At 68.9% G+C, this 13,862-nt stretch carries 16 protein-coding genes and 1 pseudogene; 12 read left to right on the forward strand and 5 right to left on the reverse strand.

The window, feature by feature from the left end; genetic code table 11:
* A pseudogene (locus D471_RS32550) lies at positions 1 to 490 on the forward strand (fumarate reductase/succinate dehydrogenase flavoprotein subunit); the annotation flags it as partial.
* The gene (locus tag D471_RS32555; protein WP_017597014.1) at positions 487 to 1,398 is read left to right on the forward strand and encodes a succinate dehydrogenase/fumarate reductase iron-sulfur subunit; all 912 of its coding nucleotides are present in this window, start codon (positions 487 to 489) and stop codon (positions 1,396 to 1,398) included. The pseudogene D471_RS32550 and the gene D471_RS32555, both read left to right, overlap by 4 nt.
* Here D471_RS32555 and D471_RS38135 read toward each other — a convergent pair.
* Complete coding sequence (locus tag D471_RS38135; protein ID WP_083924018.1) at positions 1,301 to 1,837, reverse strand: hypothetical protein; 537 nt, start codon at positions 1,835 to 1,837, stop codon at positions 1,301 to 1,303. The genes D471_RS32555 and D471_RS38135 overlap by 98 nt on opposite strands.
* Positions 1,838 to 2,368: 531 nt before the next feature.
* On the opposite strand from D471_RS38135, the gene D471_RS0101655 reads away from it, so the two are divergent.
* On the forward strand, positions 2,369 to 2,671 hold the full coding sequence (locus D471_RS0101655; RefSeq protein WP_017597015.1) for a hypothetical protein: 303 nt from the start codon (positions 2,369 to 2,371) through the stop codon (positions 2,669 to 2,671).
* A 214-nt stretch (positions 2,672 to 2,885) separates the two neighbouring features.
* On the opposite strand, the gene D471_RS0101660 is transcribed toward D471_RS0101655, so the two are convergent.
* The gene (locus D471_RS0101660; RefSeq protein ID WP_017597016.1) at positions 2,886 to 3,359 is read right to left on the reverse strand and encodes an NUDIX domain-containing protein; all 474 of its coding nucleotides are present in this window, start codon (positions 3,357 to 3,359) and stop codon (positions 2,886 to 2,888) included.
* 117 nt (positions 3,360 to 3,476) lie between these two features.
* Here D471_RS0101660 and D471_RS32560 point away from each other — a divergent pair, with 117 nt between their 5' ends.
* The 7 genes from D471_RS32560 to D471_RS0101695 all read left to right on the forward strand — a co-directional run bounded on the left by D471_RS32560 (position 3,477) and on the right by D471_RS0101695 (position 7,795).
* Complete coding sequence (locus D471_RS32560; RefSeq protein WP_017597017.1) at positions 3,477 to 3,932, forward strand: flavoprotein; 456 nt, start codon at positions 3,477 to 3,479, stop codon at positions 3,930 to 3,932.
* Between the two features lie 62 nt (positions 3,933 to 3,994).
* On the forward strand, positions 3,995 to 5,236 hold the full coding sequence (locus D471_RS0101670) for a helix-turn-helix domain-containing protein (RefSeq protein WP_017597018.1): 1,242 nt from the start codon (positions 3,995 to 3,997) through the stop codon (positions 5,234 to 5,236).
* A gap of 84 nt (positions 5,237 to 5,320) precedes the next feature.
* The gene (locus D471_RS37490) at positions 5,321 to 5,548 is read left to right on the forward strand and encodes a hypothetical protein (RefSeq protein ID WP_241479543.1); all 228 of its coding nucleotides are present in this window, start codon (positions 5,321 to 5,323) and stop codon (positions 5,546 to 5,548) included.
* On the forward strand, positions 5,545 to 5,835 hold the full coding sequence (locus tag D471_RS32565) for a hypothetical protein (RefSeq protein ID WP_017597020.1): 291 nt from the start codon (positions 5,545 to 5,547) through the stop codon (positions 5,833 to 5,835). Before D471_RS37490 ends, D471_RS32565 begins: the two co-directional genes overlap by 4 nt.
* Entirely contained in the window at positions 5,832 to 6,050 is a 219-nt protein-coding gene (locus D471_RS0101680) for a helix-turn-helix domain-containing protein (protein ID WP_017597021.1), read from the forward strand. Before D471_RS32565 ends, D471_RS0101680 begins: the two co-directional genes overlap by 4 nt.
* 28 nt (positions 6,051 to 6,078) lie before the next feature.
* A complete protein-coding gene (locus D471_RS0101685) occupies positions 6,079 to 6,414 on the forward strand; it encodes a hypothetical protein (protein ID WP_017597022.1) in 336 nt (111 codons plus the stop codon).
* A gap of 253 nt (positions 6,415 to 6,667) precedes the next feature.
* Positions 6,668 to 7,795, forward strand: coding sequence for a methyltransferase domain-containing protein (locus D471_RS0101695; RefSeq protein ID WP_017597024.1), 1,128 nt, complete (start codon positions 6,668 to 6,670; stop codon positions 7,793 to 7,795).
* 355 nt (positions 7,796 to 8,150) lie between these two features.
* On the opposite strand, the gene D471_RS0101700 is transcribed toward D471_RS0101695, so the two are convergent.
* The gene (locus tag D471_RS0101700) at positions 8,151 to 8,708 is read right to left on the reverse strand and encodes a hypothetical protein (protein ID WP_017597025.1); all 558 of its coding nucleotides are present in this window, start codon (positions 8,706 to 8,708) and stop codon (positions 8,151 to 8,153) included.
* A gap of 279 nt (positions 8,709 to 8,987) precedes the next feature.
* Between D471_RS0101700 and D471_RS38140 the strand changes: the two genes are divergently transcribed.
* The gene (locus D471_RS38140) at positions 8,988 to 9,170 is read left to right on the forward strand and encodes a hypothetical protein (RefSeq protein ID WP_083924020.1); all 183 of its coding nucleotides are present in this window, start codon (positions 8,988 to 8,990) and stop codon (positions 9,168 to 9,170) included.
* A 100-nt stretch (positions 9,171 to 9,270) separates the two neighbouring features.
* Here the strand turns inward: D471_RS38140 and D471_RS0101710 are convergent, their stop codons facing one another.
* Both D471_RS0101710 and D471_RS0101715 read right to left on the reverse strand, forming a co-directional pair.
* Positions 9,271 to 11,727 carry an MMPL family transporter gene (locus D471_RS0101710; RefSeq protein WP_017597027.1) on the reverse strand — a complete coding sequence of 819 codons (2,457 nt, stop codon included), beginning with the start codon at positions 11,725 to 11,727 and terminating at the stop codon, positions 9,271 to 9,273.
* A 38-nt stretch (positions 11,728 to 11,765) separates the two neighbouring features.
* Entirely contained in the window at positions 11,766 to 12,425 is a 660-nt protein-coding gene (locus D471_RS0101715) for a TetR/AcrR family transcriptional regulator (RefSeq protein WP_017597028.1), read from the reverse strand.
* 422 nt (positions 12,426 to 12,847) lie between these two features.
* On the opposite strand from D471_RS0101715, the gene D471_RS0101720 reads away from it, so the two are divergent.
* Positions 12,848 to 13,862: cbb3-type cytochrome c oxidase subunit I (locus D471_RS0101720; protein WP_040687887.1), on the forward strand; the 1,015-nt coding region annotated here is incomplete at its 3' end.

Here is a 13,862-nt window from a genome sequence, read left to right on the forward strand (position 1 = left end):
CGAGGCGCTGTACCCGCTCAAGCAGGGGGACGGGGTCAACCCCTACGACGTGCACGGTGAGCTCCAGGACACCATGAACGACCTGGTCGGCATCATCCGGCGCGGCTCCGAGATGGAGCGGGCGCTGGAGCGGCTGGACGGGTTGGAGGAACGGTCGCGGATCCTGAGCGCGCCCGGTGACCGGGTGTACAACCCCGGCTGGCACCTGGCGTTGGCGCTGCCCAACATGATCCTGGTGTCGCGGGCGATCGCCACCGCCGCGCTGGAACGCACCGAGTCGCGCGGCGGGCACACGCGCGACGACCATCCGGACATGTCGCCGGAGTGGCGGCGGGTGAACCTGGCGGTCCGGGCGGACGGCGACGATCAGGTCGTCCTGACCCGGCGTCCGGTCGCCGACGTGCCGCCCGAGCTGCTGGCCCTGTTCGAGCGTGACGAACTGGCCAAGTACCTGACCGAGGAAGAGCTGCCCGAGGAGGAGCGGTCATGAGTGAGCGGAAGTTCCGGGTCTGGCGCGGCTCCGGCGAGGGCGGCGGCCTGACCGACTACACGGTGGACGTGCACGAGGGCGAGGTGGTGCTCGACGTGCTGCACCGCCTCCAGGCCACCCAGGCGCCCGACCTCGCCGTCCGGTGGAACTGCAAGGCGGGCAAGTGCGGGTCGTGCTCGGTGGAGATCAACGGCAGACCCCGGTTGTCGTGCATGACCCGGATGAGCGTGTTCGAGCCTGACGAGGTCGTGACCGTGACGCCGATGCGCACCTTCCCCGTGGTGCGTGACCTGGTGTGTGACGTGTCGTTCAACTATCAAAAGGCGCGCGAGATCCCGTCGTTCACCCCCGACCCCGCCACCAGGCCCGGCGACTTCCGGATGAACCAGGAGGATGTCGAGCGGTCGCAGGAGTTCCGCAAGTGCATCGAGTGCTTCCTGTGCAACAACGTGTGCCACGTGATCCGTGACCACGAGGAGAACATGGAGCACTTCTCCGGGCCGCGGTTCCTCATGCGGGTGGCGGAGTTGGAGATGCATCCCGAGGACACCGCGGACCGGAGGAAGATCGCGCAGGACGAGTTCGGGATGGGGTACTGCAACATCACCAAGTGCTGCACGGAGGTGTGCCCGGAGGGGATCCACATCACCGACAACGCGCTGATCCCGCTCAAGGAGCGGGTGGTGGACCGCAAGTACGACCCGCTGGTGTGGCTGGGGTCGAAGATCGGCGTGCGCCCCAAGGACACGCCGATCGTGCCGAACACCCGGCGGCCCGNTCGTCCGCCGCCCCACCCGGGGTGTTCCCGGATCAGTCGGCGGGCACGAGGGGGCGCGAACCGGCGCGCTGGCTCTGCCAGGCACGGACCAGGCTGGCGAGTTCGTCGAACTCCCCCGGTTCCCGCGTGATCGGAGCCGCGAGCAGGTCACCTTCGGGAGCCGGGCGCGGGGCGGGAACCCTCGGGGACGCGGGCGCGGGGGCCGCGTGTTTGGGGGTGTAGGCGGGGTTCACCACACGGGGGCCGTCGGCGGTCGGCCGGGTCGTGCGGGCGCGCAGGCGGCGGGCGGGGTGTGCGTCCGCGTAGGCGAGTGCGCGCTCGTGGGCGAGGAGGTAGGGCCGGATGAGGGCGGCGTCCCTGACCGGAGGGGTCGGGCGCGGCGCGGGAGGGGTGCTGACCCGCGGGAGCTCGGGCGTCGGCTCGGGGGTGAGCGGGGCGGGCGTCTGCGCGTAGCGGCGGACCCGGGTGGAGCGGCGACGGCGGGCGCTGTGGCGGCCGCGCGCGGGAGCGAGGAGGGTCGTCAGGGTCTCCAGGGCAGACCTGAGGACCGCACGACTAGAATCAGTCATGTCGGCAAGTCCTTGCTGTAAAGATCGAAGTTGCTGACCACGACCCCGGGCGGTTTCCTACCGTCGCGGGGTCTTCGTCGTATGGAGTTGTGTTCGCAAAGAAGAGTAGGGCACCCGGGGCGCGGCGGCGAACGTTTTCGGGAAACAGGCCCTACCGACCACCAGGTTTCATGTTTGCGCAGCTCAGGCCAACACTCGAAAAGAACCAGGTCGGTTTGCGCACATCACGCCAAATACCCTCTTTGTCCGAAATAAGAGCATCGAACCTTATGGCACAACACCGGCGGAACACCCACTCCGCAGCCAAAAGAACATTGCCGGAACGAGAATCATTCTGCACCAGCAATCACTTCCTCGGTGAATTTTTTCCACCCGCCCCCATAATCGTGTTACATTTCAGTCGCATCGCGCGATCGCCTCCATCCGAGAATTACCCGGAACGAACGCCGTCGCCGGTGCGGGTCGATCTCCGCACGCCATTCGACCAGCGGTGAACGACCCGACACGACCGTACCGAGGAAGGAATTCATCGTGAGCCTGATCCAGACCGGCAAGATCGACCTGAACTCCACCGACGCGGTGGAAACGACCGCCGGCGAGACCGCCACCTTCACCCGCGTCACCTTCCCCACACCGTTCCCGGAGGGCGCGGAGGTCGTCGTGCTGCCGCTCACCCAGACCTTCAACGGCCCCCAGACGCCGGGCATCCGCATCCACGACGTGAACCGCGAGGGCTTCCTGATCCGCCTGAACGAGGTGTTCATCGACAACAACACCCAGAGCGACGGAAAGCACAACACCGAGACCATCGGGTGGCTCGCCACGACCGTGTGACGCGCACGCCACCCGGGCGCGGCGGTTTCTCCTCCGCCTCGAAAAAGGGCCGCCCCTTCGCCGGGGCGGCCCGCCTTTGCTCACCTTGTTTCCATCGCGGCCACAAACGGACCCAGCGAGGAAATGGAATCCGCACGCAGCGCGGTTCCTACAGCGGCGGTTTCGCGTACCGCGCCTCGATGACCTGCACAAAACAGCGGAACGGCAACACCCCTCACGCGATGTACGGCGACTCCCCCGACAAACCCCAGTCAATCCGCTGCCGCAGCGCCGGAGCGATCGGGTACTCCCCCAGGTCGGCCGGATCCACCCATCGCACTTCGAGCGCCTCATCCGGCGCTGGAGCGATCCTCCCACCGACCACACGGCCGCGCACACAGATGTTGATGGGCTGGCGCACCTCGTCGAGCTTGTCACCGTGCCAGTACGCGATCACGTGATCCGGCGTGGAGAACACCCCGACCAGGCCAGTGATCTCGATATCCAGACCGGTCTCCTCCCGACACTCACGAATCGCGCCCGTACCGACGCTCTCACCCTTCTTCACCGCGCCCGTGGGGATCGTCCACAGGTAATTGTCGGTGCGTTTGAGCAACAACAACCGGCCGTCGTCGTCCTGCACGAAAGCCGACGCGGAGGTCTTGCGTGCCGTCGGCCTGGGGGCATCGGGATCCTGCCAGTGATCCACACGGCGAGTCCTACGGGTCACGACTTCTCCATCCAGAGAACTTGGACACCTGCGGTTCCGACGACCGGCCCGGCAGGGCACGGGTCATCCTGTCGTCCGAGTCTCGACGGCTACACGGTGGTCTGCCTGTCCACTCCCGTCGGCACGAGGTTCCACGCCCCTGACGAACTGGAGAAACTGACCGGCGAACCCGTCCGGGTCGAGTACCGGATGCCCGGCACCGGCAAGAGCCTCCCACCCGCCGACCTCGTCGTGGCGTGCCCGCTCACCTTCAACAGCGTGAACAAGTTCGCCAACGGCCACGCCGACAACTTCGCGATCGGGCTTCTGTGCGAAATGGTCGGTTACAACGTGCCCACCATCGTCGTCCCCCACTGCAAACCACAACTCGCCGCACATCCGGCGTTCCAACGGTCGCTCGACACCCTCAGAGACATCCCCGCCGTCACACTCGTCTACGACCACGACGCCCCCTACGAGTCCCGCCTCCCCACCTGGGAACACCTACTGCGAGCCATCCGGGACACCATGGACAGGCCGCCCTCGTCGGTCACGGACCGATCGCACCCCTGACACGGCGAAGGCCCCAACGTAGGCTGAGCGGTGCGACCAACTCAGACAGGATGAGGCCCGATATGCGCGAGCCCGCCCCCACTCCTGACAGCCCGGATCTCTCCTTCGGGCAGCGCCTGAAGATCCAACGCACGCGCCGAGGCATGACTCGTGAGGTTCTCGCCGGGCTCGTCGGTAAATCCGCGAGCTGGGTCAAGGCCGTGGAGAACGGCCGCCTCCAAACCCCGAAACTCGCCATTCTCCTCCGGCTCGCCGAAGCACTCCGCCTCCGGGACCTGTCCCAGCTCACGGGCGACCAGTCCATGCCCATCTCGCTGTTCACCGGCCCCGGGCACACCCGGCTGCCCGCAGTGCGGACCGCGATCAACGCCATGCCCGCCCTCACCCAGCGCGAAGCACCCCCTGTGGAACACCTTCGCGCCCGCCTCACCCACGCGTGGTCAGCTCGGCACTCCTCCCCCAACCACCGAGAAGTGCTCGGACAACTCCTCCCGGACCTGATCGAGGACGCGCAGCTCGCCGCCCACCAGGTAGACGACCGCACCACACGCAGGGCCGCGCAAGCCGTCCTCTCCGAGGTCTACGCCCTGGCTCAGTTCTTCATCGCCTACCAGCCCGCCCAGGACCTCCTCTGGCGGGTGGCCGAACGCGGCATGGTCGCCGCGCAGGACTCTGGGGACCTGCACGCCATCGGTGTCGCCTCCTGGCTCATGGCCCAGGCCCACCGGGACGCCGGAGACTGGGACGCCGCCGACGTCGTCACCTCCCAGACCCTGGCGCTCCTCGGCCGGTACACGGATGTCGCCAGAACCGACGTCGCGGCGATCCACGGCGCGACCCTGTTCGAGGACGGGTACACCGCCGCCAGACGAGGTGAGATCGGCACCGCGTGGGGCCGATGGGACGCGGCCAACGCCGTCGCCGAACGCCTACCCGCCTCGTACTATCACCCGGTGACGAGCTTCTCCCGCGCGATCATGGGCGCGCACGCCGTCACGATCGCCGTGGAGCTCCGCGCTGGGGGAGAGTCGGTACGTCAAGCCGATCGAGCGTCGGAGGCACCCATCCCGTCCCGGCCGCGCCGTGCCCGCCACGAGATCGAACAGGCACGCGCCTACCACCTCGACGCACAACCCGAGGCCGCGCTCCGGGTCCTGGAAGCCGCGCACGAGGCCGCCCCCGAGACGATCCGCTACAACGGGTACGCCCGCCGCATCCTGCTCGAAGAACTCGACGAGCGGGACGGACGACGACAGCGGCGCGTCTCGGTGCTGGCGGAGAAGATGGGGCTGCTCACAGTCTGACATCGAGGGGGCACATTTTGTGCCCTTCCCCGCGCGGTATGACTCCTACGGTCGTCTCACCCCGACATCCCCGAGGTGAGGCCGATGACCTGTCAACGCGTGGCGCCACCCGACGCGCCACGGATGACGAACGACTCCGACCGTCGCGTCGCCGCGTTCCGCCGGGACTTCCCCGGGTGGACGGCGTGGGAGGCCGACGGCTCCTGGCGGGCCCTGCGCGTCGACGGCCGCGACGGGCTGGTCGGCCTGACCGCCGCCTCTCTCACCGAACTCCGGATGAGGCTCGCCGAAGCGCTGCGGGTCGCCTCATGAGCGCGAGAGCCGACCTCGCCCGCCTCCGGGCCGAGTACGGGGACCGGTACTGGATCCGGTGCACGGAGCACACCTGGATCGCCACCGACCGGGCCCCGCACACGACCACCGAACCGACGCTCATGGCGGACACCCCGGGCCAGCTCGCCAAGAAGCTGGCCAGCCCGGGGCCGCGCGTCGGCATGCCGTTCCCGACCGGGGTGTACGGGGCCGACCCGCAGGCGGCCCCGATCGCCCCCGCGCCGCGCACCCCCGACTCCCGCCCGGGAAAGGCACCACGACGATGACCGCCGAGCACGGCTCCGCCCCGGCCGCCGGAACCCTCATAACGCCGAACGAGGTCGCCGCCCTCTTCCGGGTTCACGCCAGCACTGTCGTCCGCTGGGCCAGGGAGGGCCACCTGACCAGCCTCACGACGCCGACCGGACGCCACCGTTTCCCCGCCGAACACGTCCACGCCCTCCTCACTCGGGAGGCCCGCACCGGCACTGAGCGCCCCTGACCCGCCCACGAACGACCAGGAGCCACCCGTGCCCCACGCAACCCGGCAGGACCACGCGCCCCTCCCCCGACGGGTCCGCCGTTCCGCACCGCTCGCCACCGTCCGCCCCCTCGCGGTCCACCCGTACGGCCGAGCGAACACCACCGGCCCCGACGATCTGTCGGACCTGGCCGAGGCCGTCCGAACCCTCCTCCGTCACCGCCCCGACCTCGCCCACCCCACCCCCACGACCGGGAGGACACCACCCATCACCGACCTGCTCATCTCCCTGGCCGAGGTCCACCGGCTCGCCCTGACCATCGACGCCGACAAGGAGGCGGCCGACATCGCCCGCCTTGTCGGCACCCTCCGCACCAATCCCTGAACCGGCCAGGGGCCCACGCCTACCCACGCCCGCCCCGGGACACACACCGCAGACCATTCCCGGCCAACGCTCTGACTCAGCGTGCTGATCGAGTTACCGTCATCTCAATCCTTCCCCTCACCCCCGCGGAGGCCCTGATGGGCAAACACGAGGACAACTCCACCAGCGACGGACACAAGCCCGACCGCCCGATCCCGCCACCAACCCCCGATGACGGCGGCAGCGGAGACGGAAAGCACGAGCGCGACGACAAATGACCAGCGCCGAAGACCTCCGGTCCCGCCTCGTCGAGGAGGTCAGCCCCTCCTCAACCTGGCGGGACACCTTCATGCGGGTACCTCGCCACCACTTCGTCCCCGACCGGATCTGGGTCGAGAGCGAGGATGACCTGACGCCCCTCACCAGGGTCGAAGATCCTGAGGCGTGGTTACGTGCCTGCTACAGCGACAGGCCGCTCATCACCCAGATCGACGACGGTGACGCGAACGGACGCGGCTACCGGTCCTCCTCGGCGTCCATGCCGAGCATCGTGGCGATGATGTTGGAAGCCGCCGATCTCGCCGCTGGGCACCGAGTGTTGGAGATCGGTACTGGGACCGGGTGGAACGCCGCCCTACTCGCCGACAAGGTCGGCCGTGGGAACGTGACGTCGGTGGAGATCGACCCGGCCGTGGCCAGGCAGGCAGAGGAGGCCCTTGCTGGCTCTGGCGTTCACGTGGTCACTGGGGATGGTGAGAAGGGCTATCCGCCTGACGCTCCCTACGACCGAGTACTGGCGACCGCCGCCGTCCAGCGTGTTTCCTACGCGTGGGTCGAGCAGACGTCGCCTGGCGGCCGCGTCGTCACCCCTTGGGGGACCAGTTTCCACAACGGCACGCTGCTTCGGCTCCAGGTGGAGGCGGACGGGACCGCGTCCGGGCGGTTCGGCGGGAACGTGGGGTTCATGTGGGTGCGCGGTCAGCGGACGCCACACGGCTCCCTCGAAGACCGCGTTCGCCCCGAGCACGAGTACACCGAGACATCCACGGACCTGCACCCGTACGAGCCGATCAGCGACTTCGACGCGAGCTTCGCGATCGGACTGCGGGTACCCGGTATGAAGGACCTGTTGGTCTTCGATGACGACGTCCCTGGCAACCCGAACTACACGGTGTACCTGATGGATCCCGGTTCGGGTTCCTGGGCCTCGTGGCGTGTTCAGCCTGGCCCCCATGACTACAGGGTTCGGCAACACGGCCCGCGCCGCCTCTTCGACGAGCTGGCCGAGGCGTACTCCTGGTGGCGGAAGGCGGGCCGCCCGGAACACACCCGTTTCGGCGTGACCGTGACCCCCGAGGGTCAACGGGTCTGGTTGGACGCCCCCGGAAACCTCGTTTCCTGAACGGAGCCGCCCCGATGACCGAACCGCACGAGGACGCCTGGAGACCGCTGGCCCGCGAGTTGGTCCATTCGCCTGCCCGCACCCGCGTCCCACCGCTAACCTTCCGTGCTCTCGCCCCCTGAGAGAAGAGGCCCTGTGGAGCCGCTGCCCGAGCGCCCGCTCACGCTGGCCGGGATCCAGACGTACGTGGCGGAGATGGAGGTCGAGCGCGGAGCGGGACAAGGAGCTGGTCAACGCCGGGCGTACCTGGAACCGACCCTCTCCTCCTGGAGATCGAGGTGACCGCCCCGCACGGTGTCTCCCCCGACATGACCAGCGCTTTGGAGGTCGCGGGCATCCGTACCCCGGCGGCTGCTCACTCCCCGGCGTACAGGTCGGGGCGCGCGGTGCGCAGGATCTGCGACAGATTCTCGTACTGCGCCCTGTCCAACCCGATCCGAATCTTCCTCCAGTCGAGGAGGACCCACGTCGGGTACCGCTCTTGGGCCAGGGCACCGGTCAGTTCGATGTCGACGAGATAGCTGGTCCCGTAGCGGCTGCGGATCACCTCCCTGCTGATCCGCGTCACACGTGACCAGGCGAAGTGCGTGGTACGCCCCCGGAACCACCACTTCGACTCCTGGACGAGCGTGATCCCGGCCCCGTCCACGGCCACCCCCTGGCGGGTCGAGTAGCGCGGCGCCATGTGCAACAGCGCCCAGCACAGCGGCACGAGGATCACCAACAGGACGAAGGGAAACGCGTTCGACCCCGGGAGCCCGGTCACCACCGCGTCGACCGCCAGCACGGCCATGAGGATCGTGACGCCGACACACCCTCCCGTCCAGGCGAGCCACTCCCAGGCGAGCCGCCACCGCATGTCCACCCAGTGGGAGGGGCCGGATTCCGGCGTCATGGGGGACTCGTGCGGCATGGGGCGGTCCTTCCTGGGCGGAGGGCGGATGGGTGGCGTCCCAGTATCCGACGTGGTCCGCGGGTCCCCGGTTCCGGAAGCGACCGGCTCCCTCGGCGTCCCCGCACCGGCCCGCCGGGGATTCCGGGCGCCCGCCCAGCCGTGGACGTCCGCCGACCCGGCCCATGGCGCGCGGGTCCCTCCGTCCCCGTGTGGAATCGGGTCGCGGGGGTAGTGCTCATGGTTTGGGGGCCGGGCGACCGGCGCTCAGTGTTCGCCCCCAGGAACGAGAGGAACCGGATGGCGACCAGAGATCGTGTGCACCTGACCATCACACTGATCACACTCGTGGCACTGATCTGCACCACCGCCCTCGGCGGTGTGACCTGGCTGGTCGCCCTGCTCTGGGTTCTGTGGCTGGTGGGCGCGGTCGTGTCCACGGGGGTGGCGCGGGCGTGGAGGCGCAGGGAGAGGGAGGGCTGAGCCACGGGCCGGGGCTTCCCGAGGTTCCCGATCCCATGACACGGCCCCCGCCGGTGCGACCGTGACGGCCGCTCCGACGGGGGCGGGGGTCCCTGGCCGGTTACGAGCCGACCGTGGTGCCGACGGGCTCGGGGGTCTCCTCCTCCCGCCCGGAGTCCGGAGTGTGCACCCGCTCCAGGCGGGCCCCCTCCACGTCGACGTCCGGCAGGATCCGGTCCAGCCAGCGCGGCAGCCACCAGGCCTTGTCACCGGCCAGGTGCAGCAGCGCGGGGATCAGCGTCAGCCGCACCGCGAACGCGTCCACCAGGACGCCGAACGCCAGGGCGAAGCCCACCGGCCTGATCATGGTGGTGTGGGAGAAGATGAACCCCGCGAACACCGAGATCATGATGACCGCGGCCGCCGTGACCACCGCGCGCCCGGCGACCAGCCCCTCGCGGACCGCCGACCGCGCCGGGGCCCCGTGGACGTAGGCCTCGCGCATCCCCGACCCCAGGAACAGCATGTAGTCCATCGCCAGCCCGAACAGGATGCCGACCATGATCGTCGGCAGGAAGCTCAGCACCGGGCCGGGGCTGTCGACGCCGAACACGCCGCCCAGCCACCCCCACTGGTAGATGGCCACCACGCCGCCGAGCGCGGCGGCGAAGGACAGCACGAACCCGAGCGTGGCCACGACCGGAACCAGGAGCGACCGGAACACCACGAGCAGGATGACCAGTGAGAACCCCACGACCACCGCGAGGTAGCCGGGCAGGGCGTCGCTGAGCTTGTCGGAGATGTCGATGTTGCCGCTCGCGGTCCCCGCCACGCCCAGCTCCGCGCCGTCGTCGAACGGGTCCAGCCCGCGCAGCTCGTGGACGAGCGCCTCGGTCGACTCGCTCGACGGCCCCTCGGTCGGCAGGACCTGGAAGACGGACACGCTCCGGTCGTCGGACAGCGCCACGGGCGCGACGGCCGCCACCGCGTCCTGGTCGGCGATCTCCTCGGCGACCCTCAGCTGCTGCCCGGCGGCCTCCTCCTCGTCCTGCGACCCCGGCAGGTCCGCCACCACGACGAGCGGGCCGTTGGCCCCCGCTCCGAACGCCTCGTCCACGGCCGTGTAGGCGCGGTACTGGGTGGAGTCGTGCGCCTCTCTGGATCCGTCCGGAAGCCCCAGACGCAGGTCGAGCGCGGGCACGGCGACCACCAGCAGCGCGCCGGTCACCAGCACGACCTTGACCAGGGCGCCCAGGGTGCGCATCGGGCGCGCCGTGGCCTCGTCGTGCCCCCCGGGGGTCGAACCCGCCGAGGCCCGCTCCTTACGGGAGAGGATGCGCCCGCCCACCAGCGACAGCAGCGCCGGGGTGAGGGTCACCGCCACCAGGACCGCGACAGCGACGGCGAGGGCCCCGACGTTCCCCATCATCCCGAGGAAGTCGATGCCGGTCAGGTTGAGTCCGAGCAGCGCCACGAGCACCGTGGCGCCGGCGAACACCACGGCGTTGCCCGCCGTGCCGTTGGCCAGGGCGATCGACTCCCGGATGTCGAGTCCGCCCCGTGCCTGGCGGCGGTGCCGGTGGATGATGAACAGCGCGTAGTCGATCCCGACCGCCAGGCCGAGCATCATGCCCAGGATCGGTGTCACCGACGACATGGCCACCAGGTCCGACAGCGCCAGCGCGGCCAGCAGTGCCACGCCCACGCCGACGAGCGCCTGCACGAGCGGGAGTCCGGCGCCGACCAGGGTGCCCAGCATGATGACGAGGACGACCGCGGCCACGGCGAGGCCGACCGCCTCACCCACGCCGAAGAGCTCGGGGGCGGTCATGGCGACGTCGGAGCCGAACTCGGTGTCAACGCCGGGGATCTCCTCGAAGGCCGCGATGACCTCGTCCTTGGTCTCCTGGGCGATCTCGTTCTGTTCCTCGGTGAAGGCCACCGTGACCAGGGCGGTGGCGCCGTCCTCGGACACCATGCGGATGCCGTCGGACAGTTCGAGGAGGCGGGCGCCCTCCTCCAGGCTCTGCTCGCCCTCCTCCAGTTCGGCGAGATTGCCTTCGAGTTCGGTGATCTGCGGGTCGATCTGGGGGGCGACGGCGTCGAGTGTCCCCGCCGCCTCCGCCTGCTCGCGGGCGGTCTCCAGTTCGCCCAGCCCGGCTTCGATCTCCTCGCGGCCGCCCGTGATCTCGGCGCGGCCCTCGTCGATCTCCTCCCGTTGCGCCTCGCGCCGCGCCTCGATCGCGAACGGGTCGGCGGCGGACTCGACCCCGTCGACCCCCTCGGCCTCGTCGAGGCGGTCGAGGATGTCGGAGCGCTGCTCGTCGGTGAAGGGTTCTCCGTCCTGGGTGTGCAGGACGATGGTGCCGCTGCCGCCGCCCATACCGGAGAACTCGTCGGCGAGCCGGTCGCTGACCTCCGAGGTCGGGGTGCCGGGGAGGGAGAAGGTCTCCTCCAGTTCCCCGGCGAAGAGTGCGTAGGCTCCCGCGGCGGCCAGAAGGGCGGCCAGCCACAGGGCGATCACGGTCCACGCGCGTCTGGCGGCGGCGCGGCCGAGTCGGTAGAGCAGTTCTGCCATGGGTGGTCTTCCCGTGTCGTGGTGGGGTGGGGTGGGTGTCAGGCGGAGCCGTCGGAGCCGCGGCCGAACCCGTCGCGCAGGGTGGCGAACAGGCGTTCCTGGAAGCCGTTCCAGACCTGTCGGGACTCGGGGGTGTCGACCCCGCCCGTGGCCTGGTCCCAGTGGTGGAGTACGGCCATGAGGCCGGCGATGACCGAGGCGACCAGCACGTGCACGTCGAAGGGGTCGACGTCGGTGTGGTGGCTTTCCAGGGTTCGTGCCAGGGACGCGCTGAACTCGTTCATCACCCGGTCCACCAGAACCAGTTCCCTGCCGCAGAGGTCTCGACGGCGACCGCCGAGGATCCCGGTCATGTAGGTGATGGTGGAGAGCAGGTCGGTCTCGCGCAGGGCGTCGGCGAACTGGTCGGCCATCGACCCCCCGCCGCTCGCGACCCGGGCCTCCAGACTGCGGCGGAAGGTCTCGGTCAGGTCGCTGACCGCCTCGCCGCACACCTCCATGACGACGTCGTCCAGGGACGCGAAGTGGTTGAACACGGTCCGCCTGGCCACGTCCGCCCGTGCCGCCAGTTCGTCGACGGTGAAGGTCGGCCCGCCCCGCTCGTCGATGAGTTCCGCGGCCGCGTTGATGATCGCCCGGCGGTGCCGGGCCTTGAGCGCTTCGCGGCGGTTCGTGGTGGACGGTGGATTGTCGGCCATGACGTCACACTAGGAGCTTATTGCACCGCAGTGCACCGATGCACTGAGTGCAATGAATCACATCGGTTTCCGCCGGGACGCACGGATCGCGCGGTAGGAAGGCTCCGCCCCGGCCGTCCCGCCGGAGAACCCCGTCGAAATAACGGCGACGAACACAACAAAACGCACCTCCACCCGGGGACACGCCCATTCTCCCCCCAAACGATAAACAGTCCACCGAGACACACATCTCCGCCAGCCGCATCCTGCGCCTTTGACGCATAAGGGAAATATAATCCAGACCGGCGCCCGGCCAACGTGGAACGTTGAACAGATCGGAGATCAGAGTTAACCTCAAATCGTCCCGAACGCAGAGCCTCAGCCGAACCTGACTCGCGTCCTTTCCGACCATTCGCCAGAACAGAGGTCATACGGTGTCGGACGTGCACACTGAGACCCCGACCGAGGCCGCATCCGCGAAGACGCACGGCAAGGGTTCGATCATCGTCAACTGGTTGACGTCGACCGACCACAAGGTCATCGGGTACATGTACCTGATCACCTCGTTCGCCTTCTTCGCCCTGTCCGGCGTCATGGCGCTCCTGATCCGCGCCGAACTCTTCTTTCCGGGCACGCAGCTCATGACCAACGAGCAGTTCAACCAAATGTTCACCATGCACGGCACCATCATGCTGCTGTTGTTCGGCACACCTCTGTTCGTCGGTTTCGCGAACGTGGTCATCCCGTTGCAGATCGGCGCGCCGGACGTGGCGTTTCCGAGAATGAACCTTTTCGGTTACTACCTGTTCCTGTTCGGCGGCCTCATCGTCGTCAGCGGATTCCTGACCCCCGGCGGCGCGGCCAGCTTCGGCTGGTTCGCCTACACCCCGCTGTCCGACGCGGTCCGTTCCCCGGGCCTGGGCGGCGACCTGTGGATCCTCGGCCTGGCGGTGTCCGGTCTGGGCACCATCCTGGCGGCGGTCAACTTCATCACCACCGTGGCCTGTATGCGCGCCCCCGGCATGACGATGTTCCGTATATCGATCTTCTCCTGGAACACGATTCTCACCAGTATTCTCGTGCTCATCGCGTTCCCGGTGCTGACCGCCGCCCTGATCGCCCTGGCCGCCGACCGCATGATCGGCACGCATGTGTACGATCCCGACCATGGCGGCGCCGTCCTCTGGCAGCACCTGTTCTGGTTCTTCGGCCACCCGGAGGTCTACATCCTGGCCCTGCCGTTCTTCGGAGTCGTTTCGGAGATCCTGCCGGTGTTCAGCCGCAAGCCGATCTTCGGCTACAAGTCTCTGGTCGCGGCGACCATCGCCATCACCGGCCTGTCCGTCACCGTGTGGGCGCACCACATGTTCCCGACCGGCGCGGTGCTGCTGCCGTTCTTCGCGTTCATGAGCTTCCTCATCGCGGTCCCGACCGGTGTGAAGTTCTTCAACTGGATCG

It is taken from the genome of Nocardiopsis lucentensis DSM 44048 (assembly GCF_000341125.1).
In the GTDB taxonomy this organism is placed as follows: domain Bacteria; phylum Actinomycetota; class Actinomycetes; order Streptosporangiales; family Streptosporangiaceae; genus Nocardiopsis; species Nocardiopsis lucentensis.

Excerpts from the sequence above, each read along its gene's own strand:
- D471_RS38140 (WP_083924020.1), top strand. The coding sequence starts at position 8,988 with ATGGCGACCAGAGATCGTGTGCACCTGACCATCACACTGATCACACTC.
- D471_RS38135 (WP_083924018.1), bottom strand. The coding sequence starts at position 1,837 with ATGACTGATTCTAGTCGTGCGGTCCTCAGGTCTGCCCTGGAGACCCTG.
- D471_RS0101670 (WP_017597018.1), top strand. The coding sequence starts at position 3,995 with ATGCGCGAGCCCGCCCCCACTCCTGACAGCCCGGATCTCTCCTTCGGG.
- D471_RS32565 (WP_017597020.1), top strand. The coding sequence starts at position 5,545 with ATGAGCGCGAGAGCCGACCTCGCCCGCCTCCGGGCCGAGTACGGGGAC.
- D471_RS0101710 (WP_017597027.1), bottom strand. The coding sequence starts at position 11,727 with ATGGCAGAACTGCTCTACCGACTCGGCCGCGCCGCCGCCAGACGCGCG.
- D471_RS0101695 (WP_017597024.1), top strand. The coding sequence starts at position 6,668 with ATGACCAGCGCCGAAGACCTCCGGTCCCGCCTCGTCGAGGAGGTCAGC.
- D471_RS0101680 (WP_017597021.1), top strand. The coding sequence starts at position 5,832 with ATGACCGCCGAGCACGGCTCCGCCCCGGCCGCCGGAACCCTCATAACG.
- D471_RS0101715 (WP_017597028.1), bottom strand. The coding sequence starts at position 12,425 with ATGGCCGACAATCCACCGTCCACCACGAACCGCCGCGAAGCGCTCAAG.
- D471_RS0101700 (WP_017597025.1), bottom strand. The coding sequence starts at position 8,708 with ATGCCGCACGAGTCCCCCATGACGCCGGAATCCGGCCCCTCCCACTGG.
- D471_RS37490 (WP_241479543.1), top strand. The coding sequence starts at position 5,321 with ATGACCTGTCAACGCGTGGCGCCACCCGACGCGCCACGGATGACGAAC.